Genomic DNA, 20,502 nt, shown 5'->3' with positions numbered 1-20,502 from the left:
AGCCTATGGTTATAGTGTAGATAAAGATGGCTATATGGGAAGTGATTTTAACAAAGCTGCAGGATTACCAAAAGATTTTAAGATGCATAAATCTACTTTGGATGAGATAGAGAGGAAGGCTGAAAATAACTCTTATACTTCAGATATAAAAAAATATTTAGGTATAGATAAATATTATACAAACATAGATATGGCTGATGCCATAAAACAATACTATAATCAATTTAATCAAATTATTAATCATACTTTTAATGATACCAATAAAACAAGTTTCACTGAAGCAGATATAAATTCTATGCCTAAGGGAATTAGTGAATTATCATCTGATAAAACTATAGGTATTATGCCGAAAAATTATGATAAGCTAACAATAACAAACTATTATAATACACAAGAGCAATATAATGAAGCAGAACAATTAGGAATGTTTGGGCATATTAATATAGGCTTACAACCATTAAATTTCACTCCGCAAAGTATGCAAACTCAAAATTTAGATAAAGACACTGCAATAGATACTTTTAATCCTGATATGTTAGTTTATCCACAAAATGAAGATGGAAGCTACTCTAAAGAAGCTTTGTTTATGAGTTTTTTAAAATCAACGGGTGTATCGCCAAGAGAAGGTAGTGCAACATTAAATCCTATAGCTAAGTCTTATGCTGAAGCTATGGCTAAAGAAAGCTTTGATGGATCATTAACTTCCTTAAATGACATCATGACAGGTAAGGTTGATTTTGCAAGTTTATTAAAAGGTTATGCACAAGAGGGTTGGCTTGATGCAGATATATATGCAATGGATAAAGGGGTTAAATGGCAAAATACAAGCATAGGTTATGGTGGAGCTTGGTTTGATAATCAGTTTAATCAAGCAAAAGCTAATGGTTGGAAAGCAAGTAGTGAAAGTATCAATTCTTATGTTGGTTCTATAATAGATAGTAATAATCTTTTAGGGCAGACTAGGGTTTAAAGAAGTATTTGCACGAAGTCAAATTAAAAAATGATGACATTTGCAAATACTTATACGAATCACATAAAGCTAGGTGCATCGTTTGAAAAGAGTATTAAATCTCCGTTTTTTGTTTCTTTGGCTAGAGTTTGAACTAGTTGATTCTTTTCTTTAAGTATAATGGTTTTTATTTTTAATTCTTTTTTAAAAATTTCAGCATTGATTTGTGCGGTGATGATAGCAAGATCAAAACACTCATTGATGATTTTAGCAAGTTTTATATTTTCTTCTTCGCTTACTTCCACTATACCAGGACTTACTAAAACTTTGCGTCCTTTATAGCTTTTACAAAGTTCATAGCTTGTGCTCATACCTTTAAAATTTCCATTAAAACCATCATCTATGATAAATTTAGGCTCTCTTGAAAGCACTTGCAAGCGATGTTCTACGGAATTTATATTTAAAACTTGCTTTTGAATTTTTTCTAGCTTTATGCCAAGATAATGAGTGCAAAGTATACAAACACAAAGATTTTGCGCGTTAAAATCTCCTAAAATTTGGCTTTTAAAATCATAGGATTTATTTTCTATATTTACCCTAAAATCTAAACCTTCAAGATTTGAATGAATAAGGCTTAATTTATCATCATAAAGACTGATGAGTTTATCTTCTTCTTTTTGGGTGCTAGAGTGTAAAAAAGCCTTCTCTAGTCTTTTGGAATTTAAGGCTTCAAGTTTGGTTGAGCGGATATTTTCAACACTTTTAAAATACTCTAAATGTGCATTGCCTATCTCTCCTACTATGCTGATATGAGGTTGTAAAAAACGCGTGATTTCATCGATATCGCCTTTAAGTCTAGCGCCTGCTTCAGCTATGTAAATTTGAGTATCTTGACTTAAATTAGCATTGATATCAGCAACTATACCTAGCAGGGTATTGACAGAGCGTGGTGTTTTGTAGCTTTTAAAGTCATCTTTTAAAAGTTCGTATAGAAAATTTTTAATACTTGTTTTTCCAAAACTTGCGGTAATGAGTATGATTTTTAAATTTTCATTGGATCTTAGTTTGGCTTTGGCTTGTTTTTTATAATATAAATTTGTAAAAAACTCATAAATTTTAAGACTAAATAAAGCAAAAGGAAGACTAAAAAGATTAAAAAGAAAAGAAAAACGCAAAGCAAGGATAGCAAAAATAGTGTTATAAACAAAAACAAAAACAAAAAACCATTTAACCTTGCTTGTAAAAACAAGCTTTTTATCTATATCTTTGTTCCAAAAATATAAAATCGGAGCATGGATCAATGTAAAATATGCCAAAGAGTATAAAGGAAAGGCTAAGAATAAAAAATAAGGAATAAATAAAAAATACAAATGCCACAAAGGTTTATGATAATGAAAAAACACGCGTTTAAATTTATAAGAATACCATTGTAAAGCACTCATAAGATAAAAAGCTATACAAAAATTAAAAAATAAAGAATTGATAAAATAAAGAGTATTGATAAGCATTTAAATTTCCTTAATTTTTTGAGCTATAAAAGCAGAATGTTTCAAAAAGAAAAAATGATTCCCCTCTAAAGGATAAAAAGTGCTATTTTTTAAAAGTTGATGCATCTTTTCACCACAATACAAAGGCGTAGCTTCATCACTTTTTCCCCAAAAAATCAAACTTTTAGCCTTTTGCTTGGCAAAAATTTCACTAAAATCCTCATCAACAACCTTTTTAAAGGTTTCATACATCATAGGACTAAGATTTGCTCCATCTTTACTAGCAAAATAGCGATAAAATTTTCCTAAACCAAAGAGTTTTAAAATTTTAAAAATACGGATTTTAAAATGCACTTTTAGAGATTTTTTAGCCAAAATTCCTGCACTTGAAAGTAAGATTAGGGTGTCTTTTTCTTGTGCAAGTAGGGTGCTTACTTTTCCACCAAAAGAATGCCCCATGAAAAAACAGACATTGAGTTTTTTTTGTTTTAAAAAAAGTTCTGTGATATTGGCATAATCTTGAGTGTTTAAAATTTCTTCCACACTTGAATTTCCAAAACCCGCTAAATCCATATAAATTTGACAAAAATCTTTTAAAAAAGGGCAAAAACTTTGCTTCATAAGTTCTTTGTTAGCCCCCCAGCCGTGCAAGATAAGTATTTGCGGTAAGGAAAGATCACCTAAAATTTCATAAGAAATTTGATAAGTTTTATTTTTATAAGAAAGTTGTGTTTGAGCCATTTTAAACCTTTTGATTTTTATAGATATTTTCTAAAAGTTGCATGGCATTTTGTAAGCGTTCAAATTCTTTCATACTAAGCATTACAGCTTCAAATTTATTATTTTTTAAAATAACTATTTTTCCACTTTCGCTTTTTTTGAGTTTTTCCATAATGGGGCTAAAATTTCTTACCACCTCGGTGGCAGTGTAAATTTCATCTTGTTTAAAAGAGAGCATTTTTCTTCCTAAAATACGTTAAATTTTATGTAAAATTTAACGTATTTTGACTTAAAAGCTTATAATTTTCCTTTTTGCCCATTAATGGAATGAAGGAAGTTGTAGTTGATTTTTATCATTTTTTCAAGTGAAATTTGATCAGCTAGATCGTTTAAAGTGGTACTAAAATCTTTAAAAAGATAATTGGCTAAAGAACCAGGGTTTGGGTTGATTTCATTTAAATATACTTCATTATCCAGTATAAAAAAATCGCAACGTATTAAAGCACCTTTAAACAAAGGATTGTAGATCTTTTTAAAGCTATCTTTGAGTTTTTCTTTTAATTCTTCGCTTAAATCTGCTTCTATAAGCTCATTGTGCCCTGAAAAGCTAAGATATTTTTGTTCAAAGTCTAAAAATTCTTTTTTCTTTGGCTCTTCTATGATGGAAAAAACAAACTCATCATTGATCATGCATCCTGCAAGATTGTATTCTTTGATATTGTTTTTAAATTCTTCTACTACAAGATCATTGTCAAATTCAAAACCTACATCTTTGGCGTATTCTAAATCTTTTTCATCTTTTACTATGCTAATGCCTATACTACTTCCAAGTCTTGCAGGTTTGATAATACAAGGAAAACTAAGCTTTTCTTTAGAGTTTTGTCCTTTTCTTAGCATGGTATAATCAAGAGTTTTTACTCCAACGCTTTTGGCATAAAGTTTGGTAAGTTCTTTGTTAAAAGATAATACACTGGCTTCAAGTCTAGGTCCTATGAATTTAATAGAATAAAACTCAAATAAAGCTGCAATTTTTCCATCTTCGCCATCTCTACCATGGATAAGATTGATCACGCATTCGCACTCTAGTTTATTTTCTTTTAAAAAACCTTTGCTAAAAAAACCTCCTTGTTTGATGAAGAGTTCTTTTTCATTTTTATAATCTTTGGTGCTAAAAGTTTTAGAATTCATTTTTTCACTTGGGATGTGATAAAATCTTCTTTCTTCATCACAAAAAATAAATTCTAATTTTTGATCGATAACTTTTTTAAGTACTACAGCACTTACTATACTGATCTCATGTTCATAAGAATTTCCGCCAAAAAGTATTGCAAATTTCATTTTATTCCTTTATCCTAGTTTTTTAAGAGCTTCTTTGATAAGTTCACTTGTGCCTGTTGCTTGAGCGCTTGCTAAAACACTTATGACTTTTTCTTGTTTAAAGCCTAGAGTAAGAAGTGCGGCTAAGGCTTCGCTTTTATCATCGCTTACATTTTCAAGTTTGGTTTTTGTATCTGAAAGTTCTACTATAATGCGTTTTGCACTTTTTGGACCTATACCAGGTACTTTTTTAAGCACGCTTTCATCGCCCAAACTTAACGCTTTGTAAAAAGAATTTACATCAAGACTAGAGCATACTGCCATGGCAGTATTTGCGCCTACTCCATTGACTTTTAAAAGCATTTCAAACATTTTTTGTTCGTCCTTATCCAAGAAGCCATAAAATTTATTAGAATCTTCTTTGATGATTTGAGTGATAAAAAACTCATGCTTTTCTTGAGTTTGAATTTTAGCAGAACAAAAAAGCGAAATAAATATTCCATAGCTTAAACCACTAGCACATTTAACAATGATAAAAGTAGGTTCTTTTTTTGTGATTATTCCTTCGATGCCGACAACCATGCTATATCCTTTTCTTCATAATCTAATTTTTTATGTATTTCTATACTTTCTTGGTTATTTTGTATGACTTTTTTAATGCCTATAAATTTAGCACTTTCATTAACAAATGAAGAGTAAAAAATATCTTCTTTAGGCTCTAGAAGTGAAAATTTGATCTCATTCATATCAGTCCATTTGCCGCTTTTATTTATAAAAGTTGCTTCAAAAAGCATTTTTTGCAAATTGATTAATTCTAATTGTAAAGATTTTTTGCGTTCAAGAAGTTCTTTTTCTTCATTTTGCAGTTTATTTAATTCAAGATTTTGCAAAGAGAAATCTTTTAGGGCTTTTTCGTATTGTACAGGAACACTTTGACCTTGATTTTTAAGTTCTGTTATCTTTTTTTCAACGCTTAAAATTCCATTTTTACTTGATAAAATGTATGGTCTTATTTTATTTATTTTATGATTTAACTTAGAAATTTTCTCTCCTAAAATCGCAAATTCTTCATCATAATTTTTATCAAGAGTTTTAATTTTAGCATGAAATTTATTATTATCCCCATTGATACGTTCTATTGTGGTATTTTCAAAAAACATACAAGAATTATTACTTTCTAAATTTTCTATATAGATTTTATCAGCTTGTATATTTCCGCCTAAACTTTTTTTAATTCTCACTTCTTTAGCTTTGATTGTTCCACCTTCGAGCAAATCTATATTTAAAATTTCGGCTTCTGCAAATCCTCTATGGGTTTTTATATAGGCTTGTTTGGCTTGAATTTTGGCTTTAGTGTGTGTAGTGCCTTCAATTTTCATTTTAGTGGCATTAAGTTGAGTGTTGCTTCCTACGCTTCCGATTACATTTAATTCTTCACATTCTATCCCGACACCAGAATTTACAGCATCTTTTACTTCTGAAAGAAATTTTATATTGATTTTGACATTTTTATCGAGTCCAGCTCTTATAATCCCTATATTTTTAAAATCTACCCCATTAAAATCTAGTTCATTGGCAATATCAAATTTTTCACCATCTTGTACTACATAACCTTTTTTTAAAGCTATATATTCTGTGTATCCATCTTGCTCTACTTGTTTAAAAGCCGAAGAACAAGAAAATTTAACTTTATTTTCATTTGCAGCTAAAACTTTTAAGGTGCGTAAATTTAAGTCTTTCCCTTCTTTACCTTGTTTAAATTTAGCGTGTTTTAAAACAACTTCATTTTCATCAACAACAATAATACCTGAGCGTTTTTCATCGATAGTATAGTTTTTGGTTTTTTCTTTATAAGTCAAGATCAGGGATTCGTCTTGACTTTCTATAGGATCAATGCCTTGCGCAACGGTGATTTGTATAGTTTTATTTAAAGGGGTATTTTTATGTTGGTTGCAAAAAGACATTAAATTTTTCTTAAAATCAAAAATGCGGATACCTATTAAAAATTTAAGCTTCAACATCTTTTTATAAATATTTTGCAAAAGTTCTAGTGCTAGTTTTTCATAAAAGTCTAAATTTGTAAAATCAATTTGAGCAACTATTTTGGTTAAATTTTTATTCGCAACCAATTTGACTGCTTGAGATGCTTTGCTTTGGTTTATGCTATGGAAAATTTCTATTTTGTATTCTTGCTTGATTTGAAGATCATTTTTTAAAAAAATTTCATCTTTATCAAAAAGAGTTAATTCTTTTTCAGAGATTTTTCCCCATTCTAAATCTCCAAAACGATATTGTGTAGAAAATGCTAATAAACTAAAATCAAGCTCATTTAAGCTAAGGTTTGTTCGTGAAGCTACGCTTAAAAGCTCTCGAGCTGGATTTTCTGTATAGACAATAATTTTTTCATCCAAAGCCAAAACTTTCCCCTTGTAAAAAATTAAGAATGTAATTATAGTCAATGTTTAATCAATTTTAGTTAAAATAGTTCTTTTTATATTTTGAAATTTATGAAAAAATTTAATGAAGAGTTTAGTATTTAAAAATTTTATTATCAATGCTTTAGGAATTTTATTTTCAAGAATTTTAGGGCTTGCTAGAGATATTTTAATAGCACTTTTTTTAGGAGCAGGGCTTTATAGCGATATTTTTTTTGTGGCTTTAAAAATGCCTGCTTTTTTTAGGAGAATTTTTGCAGAAGGAGCTTTTGGACAAAGTTTTTTGCCCAATTTTGTAAAAGCGAAAAAAAAGGGAGCTTTTTGCGTTAGTGTAATGATGCAATTTAGCCTTATAGTTTTTTTATTTTGTCTTTTGGTAAGTTTTTTCTCCTCTTTTTTTACCAAGCTTTTTGCTTTTGGGTTTAACGCAAATACTATAGCCTTAGCAGCTCCTTTGGTGGCGATTAATTTTTGGTATTTGTTTTTTATTTTTTTGGTTACTTTTTTAGGGGCTATTTTAAATTATAGACAAAAATTTTTCATTACCTCTTTTTCTGCGGCATTATTTAACTTAAGTATTGTTATAGCTGCTTTTTTTGTGGATAAAAATGCACCGCAAAATACACTTTATTATTTTTCTTATGCAACAGTTTTAAGCGGGGTGGCACAGCTTATTTTACATTTGCTTGTTTTAAAAAACAATCCTGTAATCCGTGCTATGGCTTTAAGTATAAAATTTAAAAAAGCCAAGGCGAAATTACAAGGCTTTTATGGCAATTTTTTTCATGGAGTTTTAGGTTCTTCTGCGACTCAATTTAGTTCATTACTTGATACAACTATAGCTAGTTTTTTAATGAGCGGGAGTATTTCTTATCTTTATTATGCAAATCGTGTCTTCCAACTCCCTCTTGCACTTTTTGCTATCGCTTTAACTCAAGTTTCTTTTCCAAAAATTTTAAAACATTTAAAAAGTGATCAAGAAAATTTAGCTTTAAAATTCATGCAAAGAGCATTAGCACTTTTAAGCATTTTGCTTATTGCTTCTAGTATTATAGGTTCTGTGTTTGCTTTAGAAATTTCAAAGCTTTTATTTGAAAGGGGAAATTTTACCCATGAAGATAGTGTGATTACAGCTTATGTTTTGATTGCTTATCTTATAGGGCTTTTACCTTTTGGTTTGCAAAAGCTTTTTTCTTTGTGGCTTTATGCAAAATTTAAACAAAAAACAGCAGCTTGGATCGCGGTAAAATCTTTAATTATCAGTGCTTTATGTTCTATGGCTTTTATATTTTTGATTAAAGATGAAAGCTTAAAGGTTATTGCAGTAGCACTTTCAAGTTCCATTAGTGCTTTTTATTTGCTTGGAGCTAATATCAAAGAATTTGGTTTTAAGAAATTTTTTGCTTTAATATCTATTAAAATTTGCTTATTGGTTATAGTTGCTTTGATTGTTTTTACGATCTTGCTTATTTTGATTAAACCTTATATTTTAAGTTTTTTTATAGGAATTTTTGCAAGTTTTAAAGGAGTTTTTTAATGAGATTATTAGATAGTGTAACAAAAGAGAAAATAAAACTTGATAAAAAAGATATTAGTATTTATTTATGCGGACCTACGGTTTATGATGATGCACATTTAGGACATGCAAGAAGTAGTGTTTGTTTTGATCTTTTGCGTAGGGTTTTACTTGCCAATGGCAATAGGGTAAAATTTGCTAGAAATTATACAGATATTGATGATAAGATTTTAAAAAAAATGGCTCAAAGTGGTCAAACTTTAGAGGAAATTACGGAATTTTATATCAAAAGTTATGAAGAGGATATGAGGGTTTTAAATGTATTAGATGCTGATTTCAAGCCTCGTGCAACGCATTATATAACAGCTATGCTTGATTTGATTAAAAAGCTTGCTAAGGATGGGTTTATTTATACTCTAGAAGATGGAATTTATTTTGATACAAGTAAAGATGAAAAATATTTAAGCCTATCAAATCGCAATTTAGAAGAAAATATCTCTCGTTTAAGTAATGAAGTGCAAAAAAGAAATGAAAGCGATTTTGTGCTTTGGAAATTTGATGAAAATTTTTACGAAAGTGAATTTGGTAAAGGGCGTCCAGGTTGGCATACTGAATGTGTTGCTATGATTAACTCTATTTTTGAAAATACTCTTGATATACATGCTGGAGGGATAGATTTGCTTTTTCCTCATCATGAAAATGAAGCTGCACAATGTCGTTGTGGATGTAAGAGAAAATTGGCAAATATTTGGCTTCACAATGGTTTTGTAAAAATCGATGGTGAGAAAATGAGTAAAAGTTTAAATAATAGTTTTTTCATAAAAGATGCTTTAAAAGAATTTATGGGCGAGGCTTTAAGATTTTATCTTTTGAGTTCTCATTATAGATCCCATTTTAATTATTCTTTATCGGATTTAGAAAATACTAAAAAACGTTTAGATAAATTTTATCGCCTTAAAAAAAGATTGGATTTAGGTGAAATTTCTGATTTTGATGTTTTAAATGATATTGAAATAAAAAGCGAAATTGCTAAGCAAATTTTAGAGATTTTAAATGATGATTTAAATATTTCTAGAGCCTTAGCTCTTTTAGATGATTTTATCGGTAATGCAAATTTAGAGTTGGATAAAGAAAGTAAAAACAAAATTTTAAAACAAAATATCAAAGAAGCTTTAAGTGAGCTAGCTAAAATTTTTGGCTTTGGTTTTATGGATACAACTTTATATTTTCAATGGGGCGTAAGCAAAGAAGAACGAGAAGAAATTGAAAAGTTAATTTTAGAAAGAACTGAGGCTAAGAAAAACAAAGATTTTAACACAGCTGATGCAATAAGGGAGCAATTAAGTAGTAAAAAAATCACTCTTTTAGATACTCCAAATGGAACAATTTGGGAGAAAATGAATGCATAATGAGATGAATTTAAAAGAGGTTTTAATACGCTTTAAGCCCTTTTATAAAAGATATTGGAAACAATTTGCTATAGCTATTTTTGGTATGATTTTAGCAAGTGGAGGAACTGCTGGAAGTTTTTATGCTTTAGAACCTATTTTAAATTATATTTTTGTTGAAAAAAATGAAGCTTTACTTTATACAGTACCTTTTTTGCTAGTATTGATGTATTTTTTTAAAAATCTTGGAACTTATTTACAAAGTTTTTATGTTTCTTTTATAGGAACAGATATGTTAAGAGTATTGCGTGCTAGGGTTTTAAAAAATATTTTACGCTTGGATATGGATTTTTTTAAACGCTATAGAAGTGGAGAGCTTGTAAGTCGTTGTACTAATGATATTAATGCGCTTCAAAGCATAGTATCAAACATTATTCCTGATTTTTTTAGAGAGCTTTTAACTGCTATAGGACTGCTTTTGGTAGTCTTGTATCAAAGTCCTACTTTGGCTTTTTTTGCTTTAGTGGTTTTGCCTTTAGCTATTTTCCCTTTGGTGTGGTTTGCTAAAAGACTTAAAAAATATGCAAGAAATATACAAGAGACAAATTCGGATTTACTTTCTTATTTGGGTGAAATTTTTTCAAATATTGAATTGATCAAAGCTAACAATAATGAAAAAAAAGAAAGTGATAAATTTGCTAAGCATAATGATGCTTTATGTAAATTAAACCTAAAATCCGCACGCATTGATGCGCTTACAAGCCCTTTGATGGATATGATGGGTTCAATTGGAGTTGCTGTGGTGATTATCGTAGGAGGTAGAGAGGTTATCAATGGTTCTATGAGCGTGGGAAGTTTTATCAGCTTTATTTCAGCGCTTTTTGCGATATACACTCCTTTAAAGCGTCTTTCGTCTTTATATGGAAAACTTCAAGGTGCTGTTGCGGCAAGTGAAAGAACTTTTTATTTATTGGATTTAGAACCTCAAATTAAAGGTGGAAGCAAAGAATTAAAAAACATTGAAAGAATTAGCTTTGAAAATGTTGAATTTGCTTATGAAAACCCACATAAAAGCGTCTTAAAAGGCATAAATTTTGATTTTACTAAAGGGCAAATGCTTGCTCTTGTAGGAACAAGCGGGAGTGGTAAATCTTCTATTATTAATCTTTTGATGTATTTTTATGAAAAGCAAAAAGGTAAAATTTTACTCAATCAAGAAGATATTAACACTTTTACCATAGAAAGTTTACATGCTAAAATAGGACTTGTAACGCAAAATATTTATCTTTTTAATGATAGTTTTGCTGCAAATATTGCTTATAGCGAAGAGTTAAAAGAAGAAAAAGTCGTCCAAGCTTTAAAATTGGCCAATGCTTATGAATTTGTTAAAGAAATGGGCGGGATTTGGGCTGAAGTAAAAGAGCACGGTAAGAATTTAAGCGGAGGACAAAAACAAAGAATAGCAATCGCTAGAGCTTTATATAAAAATCCTGATGTGCTTATTTTTGATGAAGCAACTTCAGCTTTGGATAATGAAAGTGAAAAAGCAATAGTTAAAACTATAGAAAATTTAAAACAAGATAGATTGATTTTAGTAGTTGCGCATCGTTTAAGCACTATAGAAAATGCAGATAAAATAGTAGTATTGGATAAGGGCAAGGTATTGACAATAGGTAAAGATGAAGAGCTTTTACAAACTTGTTCTTTATATCAAAAATTTAAAAGCAAAGAAAAAACAAAGCCTAGCTTTAGTTAATTTTAGTTAGAATTTTAAAAAGGATTAAAAAATGGCTTATGAAATGATAAAACCTTTACTTTTTAAATTAAACCCTGAGCATGCACATGCTTTGGTTGAATATAGCTTAAGGGCTTTAAGTGCTAGTTTTCCAGGAGCTTTAAGTTTTTTAGCACACAAATATATAGTTGATGATGAGAGTTTAAGACAAAATTTACTTGGACTTGATTTTAATAATCCTGTGGGTTTAGCAGGAGGCTTTGATAAAAATGCCACTATGATAAGACCTTTGAGTGCTTTAGGATTTGGCTTTTTGGAAGTGGGAACCTTTACTCCAAAACCTCAAGAAGGCAATGAAAAACCACGCCTATTTAGACTTGTAAAACAAGAAAGTATACAAAATGCTATGGGTTTTAACAACGAAGGTGCTGAAAAGATTGCTTTAAGACTTGCAAAAACCTATCCTTTTGTTTTGCCTTTAGGGATAAATATAGGGAAAAATAAAATTACTCCAAATGATAAAGCCTTGGAGGATTATTTTACTTTGTTTAGAGATTTTAAGGATTTGTGTGATTATTTTATCGTTAATATCTCATCTCCTAATACTAAGAATTTAAGAGAATTGCAAAATAATGATTTTTTAAATACCTTACTTGAAGAAGCCAAAAAAATCACTTCTAAGCCTATTTTGATAAAAATTGCTCCCGATATGAAAATAGATGATGCTTTAAATTTATGTGAAAATGCTATTAAAAAGGGTGCAGATGGATTTATATTAGCCAATACTAGTGTTGATTATAGTTTATTAGATAATAATCGTACTTTTGGTGGTATTAGTGGAAGACTGATTACGGAAAAAAGTGGTATTTTTTTCAAAGAAGTAGCTAAGATTCTTTTTGGTAAAACCTTGCTTATTGCAAGTGGAGGGATTGATAGTGCTGATATTGCTTATGAGCGTATTAAAAATGGGGCTAATTTGGTGCAAGTTTATACAGCTTTGATTTTTAAAGGTCCTTTTTTGGTAAAAAATATCAATCAAAATCTTACAGAGCTTTTAAGAAAAGATAGTTTTTTACACATTAGTGAAGCTGTTGGGGTAAATTTAAAATGATTGCTTATGAAAAAATTCAATTAAAAAACAAGCTTGAAGTTTATGCTTTGCCTGTAAATAAAAATAGCGATGTGATTAGCGTTGATATTTTTTATAAAGTGGGTTCAAGAAATGAAATAATGGGAAAAAGCGGCATAGCTCATATGTTAGAACATTTAAATTTTAAAAGTACTAAAAATTTAAAAGCTGGCGAATTCGATGAGATTGTTAAGGGTTTTGGTGGTGTGGATAATGCGAGCACAGGTTTTGACTATACTCATTATTATATTAAATGTGCGAAGAAAAATTTAGATAAAGCTTTAGAGCTTTTTGCTGAACTTATGGCAAATTTAAATTTAAAAGATGAAGAATTTCAGCCTGAAAGAGCAGTAGTTTTAGAAGAGCGTAGATGGAGAACAGATAATAACCCTTTAGGATATCTTTATTTTAGGCTTTTTAATCATGCATTTATGTATCATCCTTATCATTGGACTCCTATAGGTTTTTTTAAAGATATAGAAAATTGGAGTATTGAAGATATTAAAGAATTTCATAGTATTTATTATCAACCTAAAAATGCGATTTTACTTGTAAGTGGTGATATAGAAAATAAAGAAGTTTTTGAGCTTTCAAAAAAACATTTTGAAAAGATTAAAAATACTAAGGCTATACCTAAAATTCACACAAAAGAGCCTAAGCAAGATGGAGCAAAAAGAATATATTTGCATAAAAACTCAGATACTGAACTATTAGCCCTTGCTTATAAAATTCCAAATTTCAAGCACAAAGATATACCTGCTTTAAATGCTTTATCCGAGCTTTTAGGAAGTGGGAAAAGTTCTTTAATGAGTGAAATTTTGATTGATAAATTAAATTTAATCAATGATTATTATGCTTATGTTAATGATTGCATAGATGAAAATTTATTTATTTTTATTTGTAATTGTAATCCCAATGTTGATGCAGAAAAAGTAGAAAAAGAGCTTTTAAAAATCATTGATAAACTTAAAATGGGTAAAATTTCTCAAAAAGATTTACAAAGAGTGAAAAATAATGTTAAAAGTGATTTTATTTTCTCGCTTAATAATGCTAGCGCAGTGGCAAATATTTATGGTTCATATCTAGCAAGAGGAGATATTAATCCTTTGTTAAATTATGAGAAAGATATACAAAATTTGGAATTAAAAGATTTGATTTCTTGTGCTAAAAAATATTTTATTCAAGAAAATTCAACTACGGTAATTCTAAGAAAGGATTCAAATGGATAAAAATGTCATCATTGGGGCAATGACGGCTCTTATTACACCGTTTAAAAATGGAAAAGTTGATGAGCAAAGTTATGCAAGATTGATTAAAAGACAAATAGAAAATGGTATTGATGCGGTAGTTCCAGTAGGAACGACAGGAGAGAGTGCAACTTTAACTCATGAAGAACATAGAACTTGCATAGAAATAGCCGTTGAGACTTGCAAAGGAACTAAAGTTAAGGTTTTGGCAGGTGCAGGAAGTAATGCAACTCATGAGGCAGTGGGTTTAGCTAAATTTGCTAAAGAGCATGGCGCTGATGGGATTTTAAGTGTGGCACCGTATTATAATAAACCTACGCAACAAGGACTTTACGAGCATTATAAGGCTATTGCACAAAGTGTGGATATTCCTGTGCTTTTATATAATGTCCCAGGAAGAACAGGTTGTGAAATTTCAACGGATACTATTATCAAGCTTTTTAGAGATTGTGAAAATATTTATGGAGTAAAAGAAGCGAGTGGAAATATTGATAAGTGTGTGGATTTGCTTGCGCATGAACCTAGAATGATGCTTATTTCAGGAGAAGATGCAATTAATTATCCTATACTTTCAAACGGTGGAAAGGGAGTGATTTCAGTAACTTCAAATTTATTGCCTGATATGATTAGCGCTTTAACTCATTTTGCTTTAGATGAAAATTATAAAGAAGCTAAAAAAATCAATGATGAGCTTTATAATATCAATAAAATTTTATTTTGCGAAAGTAATCCTATTCCTATTAAAACGGCTATGTATATAGCTGGATTGATAGAAAGTTTGGAGTTTAGACTTCCTCTTTGTCCTCCAAGTAAGGAAAATTTTGCTAAAATCGAAGAAGTAATGAAAAAATATAAAATTAAAGGATTTTAATGAATACAGAATTTCAAGGAAAAACTTTAGTAATCAGTGGTGGAACTCGTGGGATAGGTAAGGCTATAGTTTATGAATTTGCTAAAGTGGGTGCAAATATAGCTTTTACTTATAATTCCAATGCGCAAATTGCTGATGAAATGGTGCAAGATTTGGAGAAAAATTATAAAATCAAAGCTAGAGCTTATGAATTTAATATTTTAGAACCTGAAACTTATAAAGAACTTTTTGAAAAAATTGATGCAGATTTTGATAGAGTAGATTATTTTATCTCAAATGCTATCATTTCAGGACGTGCAGTTGTAGGTGGTTATACTAAATTTATGAAGTTAAAACCAAAAGGAATTAATAATATCTTTACAGCTACAGTGAATGCTTTTGTTGTGGGCGCACAAGAAGCGGCTAAAAGGATGGAAAAAGTAGGGGGTGGAAGTATTATTTCTATTTCATCTACAGGAAATTTAGTGTATATAGAAAATTATTCAGGTCATGGTACAGCAAAAGCTGCTGTAGAAGCTATGGCAAGATATGCAGCTACTGAACTTGGAGAAAAAAATATCCGTGTAAATGTCGTAAGTGGTGGGCCTATCGAAACTGATGCTTTAAGAGCTTTTACAAATTATGAAGAAGTAAAACAGGCTACTATAAATTTAAGTCCTTTAAATCGCATGGGGCAGCCTGAAGATTTAGCTGGAGCATGTCTTTTTATTTGTTCAAGTAAGGCAAGTTGGGTGACAGGACATACTTTCATTGTTGATGGTGGTACAACTTTTAAATAAAAATTAAGAAAAATCAATGGATTTTTCTTAAAAATATTTTTCAATCAAGTTTTAATTTCCACCCTAAAAAAATGCTTAATAATGCAAGTAAAAAAATAAAATTTAAAGTCCAATTACCAAAACCTATAAAGCCTATAGATAATACGCTGTAAAAAAATCCTCCCACAGCTGAATAAATACAAATCGTACTTAAAGATCCATTTTCTGCCATTTTTTTACATGGGCAGATTTTATAAAATTTTTTATCGTTAAATTGATTTTTCTTTTTATTTCCCAAAAATAAACCCAAAAAGGCAAAAAGATTTAAAAAAATAAAAGCATATAATAAAATTTGATCTAATTCCATTTTAATATACCTTAAAAGTATCTAAGCCAAGAGGGTAAATGGACTTGTTCTTCTTTTAAAGTAGTCTCTTTTCCATGTCCTGGCAAAAGTTTAAAATCTTCTTTATAAGTCATAACTTTTTCTAAGCTTTGTTTCATTAAATTTGCATCCGAATAGGGAAAATCCCATCTTCCTATGCTTCTATAAAATAAAAAATCTCCACTAAACATGATATTTTTATCTACAATTTCTATCATAGTGCAACCTGGTGTATGGCCTGGTAGAAAGTGGAATTTAAAATCAATACCATAAATATTTAAAATATTTTCATCATCAACCAAAACATCAGCTTTGCTCGGTTTAAAATCCTGATTAAAAGGATCACTAAGCATAAAAGCATCATTTTTATGGATATAAATAGGGATATGATATTCTTTTTTAACTTCAGCATTATCCCAAACATGATCATGGTGTCCATGGGTATTTAAGATAGCTAAAGGATTTTTTACATGTTGTTTGATAAATGAAAGTGCATTAGTTCCTGGATCAATGATAAATTCACCTTTTTCTGTGAATAAAATATAACAATTTGTTTCATAAACTCCACAAGCTTGTTTGATAATTTGCATTTTTTACCTCTTTAATAAAAAATTTGCCTTAAATAAATATAATTATACATTAAATTTTTAAAAGGCAAGCTTTATGGATTGGCAAAAGATTACAGAAAAAATGTGTGATTTTATACAAGAAAAAGTGAAAAATTCTCAAAGTCAAGGTGTGGTTTTGGGGCTTAGTGGCGGGATTGATTCTGCTTTAGTAGCAACACTTTGCAAAAGAGCTTTAAAAGAGAATGTTTTTGCTCTTTTAATGCCAACTCAAATTTCAAATAAAGCCAATCTTGAAGATGCTTTAAGGCTTTGTGCGGATTTAAATCTTGAATATAAAATCATAGAAATTCAAAACATTTTAGATGCTTTTATAAAACAAAGTGAAAATACTACTCTAGTATCTTTGGGAAATTTTGCAGCTCGTATTAGAATGAGTTTGCTTTATGATTATTCTGCTTTGAAAAATTCTTTAGTCATAGGTACTTCTAATAAAAGCGAATTACTTTTAGGTTATGGTACGATTTATGGGGATTTAGCTTATGCTTTTAATCCTATAGGATTGCTTTATAAAAGTGAAATTTATGCTTTAGCAAAATATCTTAACTTGCATGAAAATTTCATCAAAAAAGCTCCAAGTGCGGATCTTTGGGAGAATCAAAGCGATGAGGCAGATTTAGGTTTTACTTATACAAAAATCGATGAGGGCTTAAAAGCTTTGGAAAGCAATGACGAAAAACTTTTAAGAACACTTGATTCTTCTTTGATTGCTATGTTAAAAAATCGCATGCAAAAAAATGCTTTCAAAAGAAAAATGCCTGAAATTTTGGAATTTTAAATAATGAGCGAAGAAAAAAATTATGAACTTTGGTTAGATAATTATTTTTTTAAGCCTAATTTTTGGCAAAAATGCCTTGCTTTTGTACTTTTACCTTTAAGTATGCTTTATGCTTTTTTTGCAATTTTAAATACTTTTTTTCGTAAAAAAATAGTTTTTAAAAAACCTGTTATTAGTATTGGTAATTTAAGTTTTGGAGGTAATGGAAAAACCCCGCTTTGTAAAGCTATAGCAAGGGAATTTGATGGTGTTTTTATAGTGCTTAGGGGTTATAAAAGAAAATCTAAAGGTTTGTTTGTTGTTAAAAATCAAAATGAAATTTTATGCACCTTAGCACAAAGTGGCGATGAAGCTATGGAGTATGCCTTTGAAGAAAATATCAAAGGTGTGATTGTAAGTGAAGATAGGGTAAAAGGTATTGAAAAAGCCTTTGAGTTGGGAGCTAAAATCGTTGTACTTGATGATGCTTTTTCTAAATTTCATATTAAAAAATTTGATATTTTACTTGAAAGTAAAATCAAACCTTATTTTAATTTTACCTTACCAAGTGGAGCTTATCGTTTGCCAAAATTTTATGAAAAAAGGGCTGATTTTATTGCATTAGAAGGCAGGGATTTTTTGCGTTATTCTTTTGTAAAAGAAAATCCAAAGGCTGTTTTGATAACTGCTATTGCTAAACCTTTTAGATTGTATGAGCATTTTATCAAAGCAAGGGCTTGTTATTTTTTTAAAGATCATTATGAGTTTAAAAAAGAAGAATTAGAAAATTTGCTAAAAAAACATAATTGCGATACACTAATGCTTACTTTTAAGGATTTTGTTAAAGTTAAAGATTTTGGTTTTAAATGTCAAATTATAGAATTAAATATAGAATTAAAAGATTCATTAAGGGAAAAAATAAAAACTTATATCAAGGAGTTTGAGCAATGAAATTAGTCGAGAGTAGAAATGTAAATAATGTATCAAGTTTTAAGGAAGCTTTAATCAATCCAAACGCCCCAGAAGGAGGACTTTATTCGCCTTTAAATTTGCCTATTTTTGAGGGGAAAAAATATGCCAATTTGTCTTATAAAGATTTTGCCTTAAAGCTTATAGAGAGTTTTGATTTTGGTGAAGAAGAACTTTTTAAAAAGGCTTTGAAAAGTTATGAAAGCTTTGATGATAAAAATACACCTATTTCTTTGCAAAAAATTGCCGAAAAAACCTATATTAACGAGCTTTGGCATGGACCTACAAGAGCTTTTAAAGATATGGCTTTACAGCCTTTTGGCGTGCTTTTAAGTGAATTTTCAAAGGATAAAAATATTTTAATTATCTGTGCTACGAGTGGTGATACTGGACCTGCAACTCTAAAAAGCTTTGAAAATACAAAAAATGTTAAAGTAGTTTGCATGTATCCAAAGGGTGGTACAAGTGGAGTACAAGAGCTACAAATGCGAGCTTTAGATAAGGATAATTTGAAAGTTTTTGCCATAGATGAGGATTTTGATGCAGCACAACGTACTTTAAAAGAATTGCTTTTTTCAAAAGATTTTCAAAATGAAATTAAGGCTTTAAATTATGAACTTTGTGTAGCTAATTCTGTAAATTTTGGACGTATTTTGTTTCAGATTATTTATCATTATTATGCAAGTTTAAAACTTTTTAATGAATTTTTAGAAGAAGTGGAGATTATCATTCCTAGCGGGAATTTTGGCAATGCTTTAGGGGCTTTTTATGCTAAAAAAATGGGAGCTAAAATTTCAAAGATTAAAATCGCCTCAAATGCGAATAATATTTTGAGTGAATTTTTTAATCAGGGCATTTATGATTTACGTGGAAAAAGCCTTAAAAAGACTATTTCTCCAGCTATGGATATACTTGTTTCTTCTAATGTTGAAAGACTTTTGTTTGCAAAATTTAAAGATAAAAGAACTAAAGAGCTGATGAATTTATTGAAAAATGAAAGACATTTTAAACTTGAAAAAAAAGAATTACAAAGTTTACAAGAAGATTTTGAAGCAGATTTTTGCACTGATGAAGAATGTATGCAATTTATCAAACAAAGTAAGATTTTAATCGATCCGCACACAGCAACTTGTTTTAAAATGCTTGATCCTTTAAAACCTAGTATCATTACTTCGACAGCAGAATGGACAAAATTTACTCCAAGTATGATAAAGGCTTTATATGATAGAGATTCTAAAAATGAAAAAGAAGATTTAAAATTTATAGCTAAAGAGTTTAATGCTCAAGTTAAAGATGAAATTTTGACTTTATTTGACTTGAGAAATAGTGATGAAAAGGTATTTGAAGCTAAAAATATAAAAGAAGAAATTTTAGATTGGATACAAAAATGATTATTATCCCTGCAAGATTAAAGTCAAGTCGTTTTCATGAGAAAATTTTATGTGATATAGGTGGAGTTCCTATGTTTGTGGCTACTGCAAGAAGAGTGAGTAGTGTGGATGAAGTTTGTATAGCCTTGGATGATGAAAGGGTTTTAAATATCGCTAAAGAATATGGTCTAAATACTGTTTTAACAAGTAAAGAACATGAAAGTGGTACGGATAGGATTAATGAAGCTTGCAAGAAACTAGCTTTAAAAGATGATGAGATTATTATCAATGTGCAAGCTGATGAGCCTTTTATAGAATGTGAAAATTTATTAAAATTTAAAGAATTTGCAAGTTCTTGTTTAAATAAGGAGGCTTTTATGGCGAGTTGTTATAAAAAAATCACTCAAGAAGAAGCTAAAGATCCTAATCTGGTTAAAGTACTTTGTGATAAAAAAGGATTTGCTTTGTATTTTTCAAGAGCTAAAATCCCTTATGAAAGAGAAAAATATGAGGAAAGTTTTAAAGGACATTTAGGCATTTATGCTTATAGTGTAAAAGCTTTAAGAGAGTTTTGTTCTTTATCAAGCTCCACACTTGAAAGAGCGGAAAAGTTAGAGCAATTAAGAGCTGTAGAAAATGGTAAAAAAATCAAAATGCTTGAAATTTCAACAATAAGCATGGGGATTGATACCAAAGAAGACTATGAAAGGGCTTTACAAATTTATTTAGAAAAATAACTCTACTCCAAAACAGGAACAGATCTTGCTTATATTATTTAATATATTTAGGTTGAAGGCAAAAAAATCTAAATCAAGGAATTAATATGAGTATCTTTAGCATCAA

At 29.5% G+C, this 20,502-nt stretch carries 20 protein-coding genes; 12 read left to right on the top strand and 8 right to left on the bottom strand.

Translation table 11 applies throughout. The features are described 5' to 3' along the window. Window positions 1–970 (top strand): Cj0814 family flagellar-dependent secreted protein (locus ACOTU8_RS08485; RefSeq protein WP_422342522.1); only part of this gene is annotated, 970 nt, incomplete at its 5' end. Between the two features lie 59 nt (window positions 971–1,029). Here the strand turns inward: ACOTU8_RS08485 and ACOTU8_RS08480 are convergent. The 6 genes from ACOTU8_RS08480 to ACOTU8_RS08455 are packed head-to-tail and all read right to left on the bottom strand — an operon-like array spanning window position 1,030 to window position 6,890. Then, window positions 1,030–2,457 (bottom strand): Mur ligase family protein, encoded by a 1,428-nt coding sequence (locus tag ACOTU8_RS08480; protein WP_422342521.1) that lies wholly within the window; start codon window positions 2,455–2,457, stop codon window positions 1,030–1,032. Then, window positions 2,458–3,177, bottom strand: a complete 720-nt coding sequence (locus ACOTU8_RS08475) for an alpha/beta fold hydrolase (RefSeq protein ID WP_422342520.1) — start codon at window positions 3,175–3,177, stop codon at window positions 2,458–2,460. Window position 3,178: 1 nt separating this feature from the next. Next, complete coding sequence (locus ACOTU8_RS08470) at window positions 3,179–3,394, bottom strand: type II toxin-antitoxin system Phd/YefM family antitoxin (RefSeq protein WP_151234839.1); 216 nt, start codon at window positions 3,392–3,394, stop codon at window positions 3,179–3,181. A 59-nt stretch (window positions 3,395–3,453) separates the two neighbouring features. Continuing rightward, window positions 3,454–4,494 (bottom strand): D-alanine--D-alanine ligase, encoded by a 1,041-nt coding sequence (locus ACOTU8_RS08465; protein ID WP_422342519.1) that lies wholly within the window; start codon window positions 4,492–4,494, stop codon window positions 3,454–3,456. Between the two features lie 9 nt (window positions 4,495–4,503). Further along, complete coding sequence (ruvA, locus tag ACOTU8_RS08460) at window positions 4,504–5,055, bottom strand: Holliday junction branch migration protein RuvA (protein WP_422342518.1); 552 nt, start codon at window positions 5,053–5,055, stop codon at window positions 4,504–4,506. Then, window positions 5,031–6,890, bottom strand: coding sequence for a flagellar assembly protein A (locus tag ACOTU8_RS08455; protein WP_422342517.1), 1,860 nt, complete (start codon window positions 6,888–6,890; stop codon window positions 5,031–5,033). The genes ruvA and ACOTU8_RS08455 overlap by 25 nt, the downstream gene beginning before the upstream one ends. 103 nt (window positions 6,891–6,993) lie before the next feature. Here ACOTU8_RS08455 and murJ point away from each other — a divergent pair, with 103 nt between their 5' ends. Genes murJ through ACOTU8_RS08420 form a run of 7 tightly spaced genes read left to right on the top strand, consistent with a single transcriptional unit; the run spans window position 6,994 to window position 15,573 of the window. After that, entirely contained in the window at window positions 6,994–8,445 is a 1,452-nt protein-coding gene (murJ, locus tag ACOTU8_RS08450) for a murein biosynthesis integral membrane protein MurJ (RefSeq protein ID WP_422342516.1), read from the top strand. Next, window positions 8,445–9,833: a cysteine--tRNA ligase gene (gene cysS, locus ACOTU8_RS08445; RefSeq protein WP_422342515.1), complete on the top strand. Its 1,389-nt coding sequence runs from the start codon at window positions 8,445–8,447 to the stop codon at window positions 9,831–9,833. The genes murJ and cysS overlap by 1 nt, the downstream gene beginning before the upstream one ends. Beyond that, complete coding sequence (locus ACOTU8_RS08440) at window positions 9,826–11,568, top strand: ABC transporter ATP-binding protein (protein WP_422342514.1); 1,743 nt, start codon at window positions 9,826–9,828, stop codon at window positions 11,566–11,568. The genes cysS and ACOTU8_RS08440 overlap by 8 nt, the downstream gene beginning before the upstream one ends. 31 nt (window positions 11,569–11,599) lie before the next feature. Further along, a complete protein-coding gene (locus ACOTU8_RS08435) occupies window positions 11,600–12,658 on the top strand; it encodes a quinone-dependent dihydroorotate dehydrogenase (protein WP_422342513.1) in 1,059 nt (352 codons plus the stop codon). Continuing rightward, on the top strand, window positions 12,655–13,905 hold the full coding sequence (locus tag ACOTU8_RS08430; RefSeq protein WP_422342512.1) for a M16 family metallopeptidase: 1,251 nt from the start codon (window positions 12,655–12,657) through the stop codon (window positions 13,903–13,905). The genes ACOTU8_RS08435 and ACOTU8_RS08430 overlap by 4 nt, the downstream gene beginning before the upstream one ends. Next, a complete protein-coding gene (dapA, locus tag ACOTU8_RS08425; protein WP_133401963.1) occupies window positions 13,898–14,794 on the top strand; it encodes a 4-hydroxy-tetrahydrodipicolinate synthase in 897 nt (298 codons plus the stop codon). The genes ACOTU8_RS08430 and dapA overlap by 8 nt, the downstream gene beginning before the upstream one ends. Continuing rightward, window positions 14,794–15,573, top strand: a complete 780-nt coding sequence (locus ACOTU8_RS08420; protein WP_053870085.1) for an enoyl-ACP reductase — start codon at window positions 14,794–14,796, stop codon at window positions 15,571–15,573. The genes dapA and ACOTU8_RS08420 overlap by 1 nt, the downstream gene beginning before the upstream one ends. 40 nt (window positions 15,574–15,613) lie before the next feature. Here ACOTU8_RS08420 and ACOTU8_RS08415 read toward each other — a convergent pair whose 3' ends face one another. Both ACOTU8_RS08415 and ACOTU8_RS08410 read right to left on the bottom strand, forming a co-directional pair. Continuing rightward, complete coding sequence (locus ACOTU8_RS08415) at window positions 15,614–15,919, bottom strand: hypothetical protein (protein WP_422342511.1); 306 nt, start codon at window positions 15,917–15,919, stop codon at window positions 15,614–15,616. Between the two features lie 11 nt (window positions 15,920–15,930). Continuing rightward, a complete protein-coding gene (locus ACOTU8_RS08410; protein WP_422342510.1) occupies window positions 15,931–16,527 on the bottom strand; it encodes an MBL fold metallo-hydrolase in 597 nt (198 codons plus the stop codon). A gap of 73 nt (window positions 16,528–16,600) precedes the next feature. On the opposite strand from ACOTU8_RS08410, the gene ACOTU8_RS08405 reads away from it, so the two are divergent. Genes ACOTU8_RS08405 through kdsB form a run of 4 tightly spaced genes read left to right on the top strand, consistent with a single transcriptional unit; the run spans window position 16,601 to window position 20,396 of the window. Further along, window positions 16,601–17,341 carry an NAD+ synthase gene (locus ACOTU8_RS08405; protein WP_422342509.1) on the top strand — a complete coding sequence of 247 codons (741 nt, stop codon included), beginning with the start codon at window positions 16,601–16,603 and terminating at the stop codon, window positions 17,339–17,341. 3 nt (window positions 17,342–17,344) lie between these two features. Continuing rightward, the gene (locus ACOTU8_RS08400; RefSeq protein WP_422342508.1) at window positions 17,345–18,271 is read left to right on the top strand and encodes a tetraacyldisaccharide 4'-kinase; all 927 of its coding nucleotides are present in this window, start codon (window positions 17,345–17,347) and stop codon (window positions 18,269–18,271) included. Continuing rightward, a complete protein-coding gene (gene thrC, locus ACOTU8_RS08395; protein WP_422342507.1) occupies window positions 18,268–19,680 on the top strand; it encodes a threonine synthase in 1,413 nt (470 codons plus the stop codon). The genes ACOTU8_RS08400 and thrC overlap by 4 nt, the downstream gene beginning before the upstream one ends. Then, entirely contained in the window at window positions 19,677–20,396 is a 720-nt protein-coding gene (gene kdsB, locus ACOTU8_RS08390; protein ID WP_422342506.1) for a 3-deoxy-manno-octulosonate cytidylyltransferase, read from the top strand. The genes thrC and kdsB overlap by 4 nt, the downstream gene beginning before the upstream one ends. Window positions 20,397–20,502: the final 106 nt, after the last annotated feature.

It is taken from the genome of Campylobacter jejuni (genome assembly GCF_049221745.1).
Lineage (GTDB): Bacteria > Campylobacterota > Campylobacteria > Campylobacterales > Campylobacteraceae > Campylobacter_D > Campylobacter_D jejuni_E.
This window is presented reverse-complemented; position numbering and strand designations above follow the sequence as displayed.

Bases quoted from the DNA above. Each gene is read 5' to 3' on its own strand.
- ACOTU8_RS08405 (WP_422342509.1), top strand. From the start codon at position 16,601: ATGGATTGGCAAAAGATTACAGAAAAAATGTGTGATTTTATACAAGAA.
- ruvA (WP_422342518.1), bottom strand. From the start codon at position 5,055: ATGGTTGTCGGCATCGAAGGAATAATCACAAAAAAAGAACCTACTTTT.
- ACOTU8_RS08400 (WP_422342508.1), top strand. From the start codon at position 17,345: ATGAGCGAAGAAAAAAATTATGAACTTTGGTTAGATAATTATTTTTTT.
- dapA (WP_133401963.1), top strand. From the start codon at position 13,898: ATGGATAAAAATGTCATCATTGGGGCAATGACGGCTCTTATTACACCG.
- cysS (WP_422342515.1), top strand. From the start codon at position 8,445: ATGAGATTATTAGATAGTGTAACAAAAGAGAAAATAAAACTTGATAAA.
- ACOTU8_RS08470 (WP_151234839.1), bottom strand. From the start codon at position 3,394: ATGCTCTCTTTTAAACAAGATGAAATTTACACTGCCACCGAGGTGGTA.
- ACOTU8_RS08440 (WP_422342514.1), top strand. From the start codon at position 9,826: ATGCATAATGAGATGAATTTAAAAGAGGTTTTAATACGCTTTAAGCCC.
- ACOTU8_RS08435 (WP_422342513.1), top strand. From the start codon at position 11,600: ATGGCTTATGAAATGATAAAACCTTTACTTTTTAAATTAAACCCTGAG.
- ACOTU8_RS08410 (WP_422342510.1), bottom strand. From the start codon at position 16,527: ATGCAAATTATCAAACAAGCTTGTGGAGTTTATGAAACAAATTGTTAT.
- ACOTU8_RS08415 (WP_422342511.1), bottom strand. From the start codon at position 15,919: ATGGAATTAGATCAAATTTTATTATATGCTTTTATTTTTTTAAATCTT.
- kdsB (WP_422342506.1), top strand. From the start codon at position 19,677: ATGATTATTATCCCTGCAAGATTAAAGTCAAGTCGTTTTCATGAGAAA.
- ACOTU8_RS08465 (WP_422342519.1), bottom strand. From the start codon at position 4,494: ATGAAATTTGCAATACTTTTTGGCGGAAATTCTTATGAACATGAGATC.
- murJ (WP_422342516.1), top strand. From the start codon at position 6,994: ATGAAGAGTTTAGTATTTAAAAATTTTATTATCAATGCTTTAGGAATT.
- thrC (WP_422342507.1), top strand. From the start codon at position 18,268: ATGAAATTAGTCGAGAGTAGAAATGTAAATAATGTATCAAGTTTTAAG.
- ACOTU8_RS08420 (WP_053870085.1), top strand. From the start codon at position 14,794: ATGAATACAGAATTTCAAGGAAAAACTTTAGTAATCAGTGGTGGAACT.
- ACOTU8_RS08475 (WP_422342520.1), bottom strand. From the start codon at position 3,177: ATGGCTCAAACACAACTTTCTTATAAAAATAAAACTTATCAAATTTCT.
- ACOTU8_RS08430 (WP_422342512.1), top strand. From the start codon at position 12,655: ATGATTGCTTATGAAAAAATTCAATTAAAAAACAAGCTTGAAGTTTAT.
- ACOTU8_RS08480 (WP_422342521.1), bottom strand. From the start codon at position 2,457: ATGCTTATCAATACTCTTTATTTTATCAATTCTTTATTTTTTAATTTT.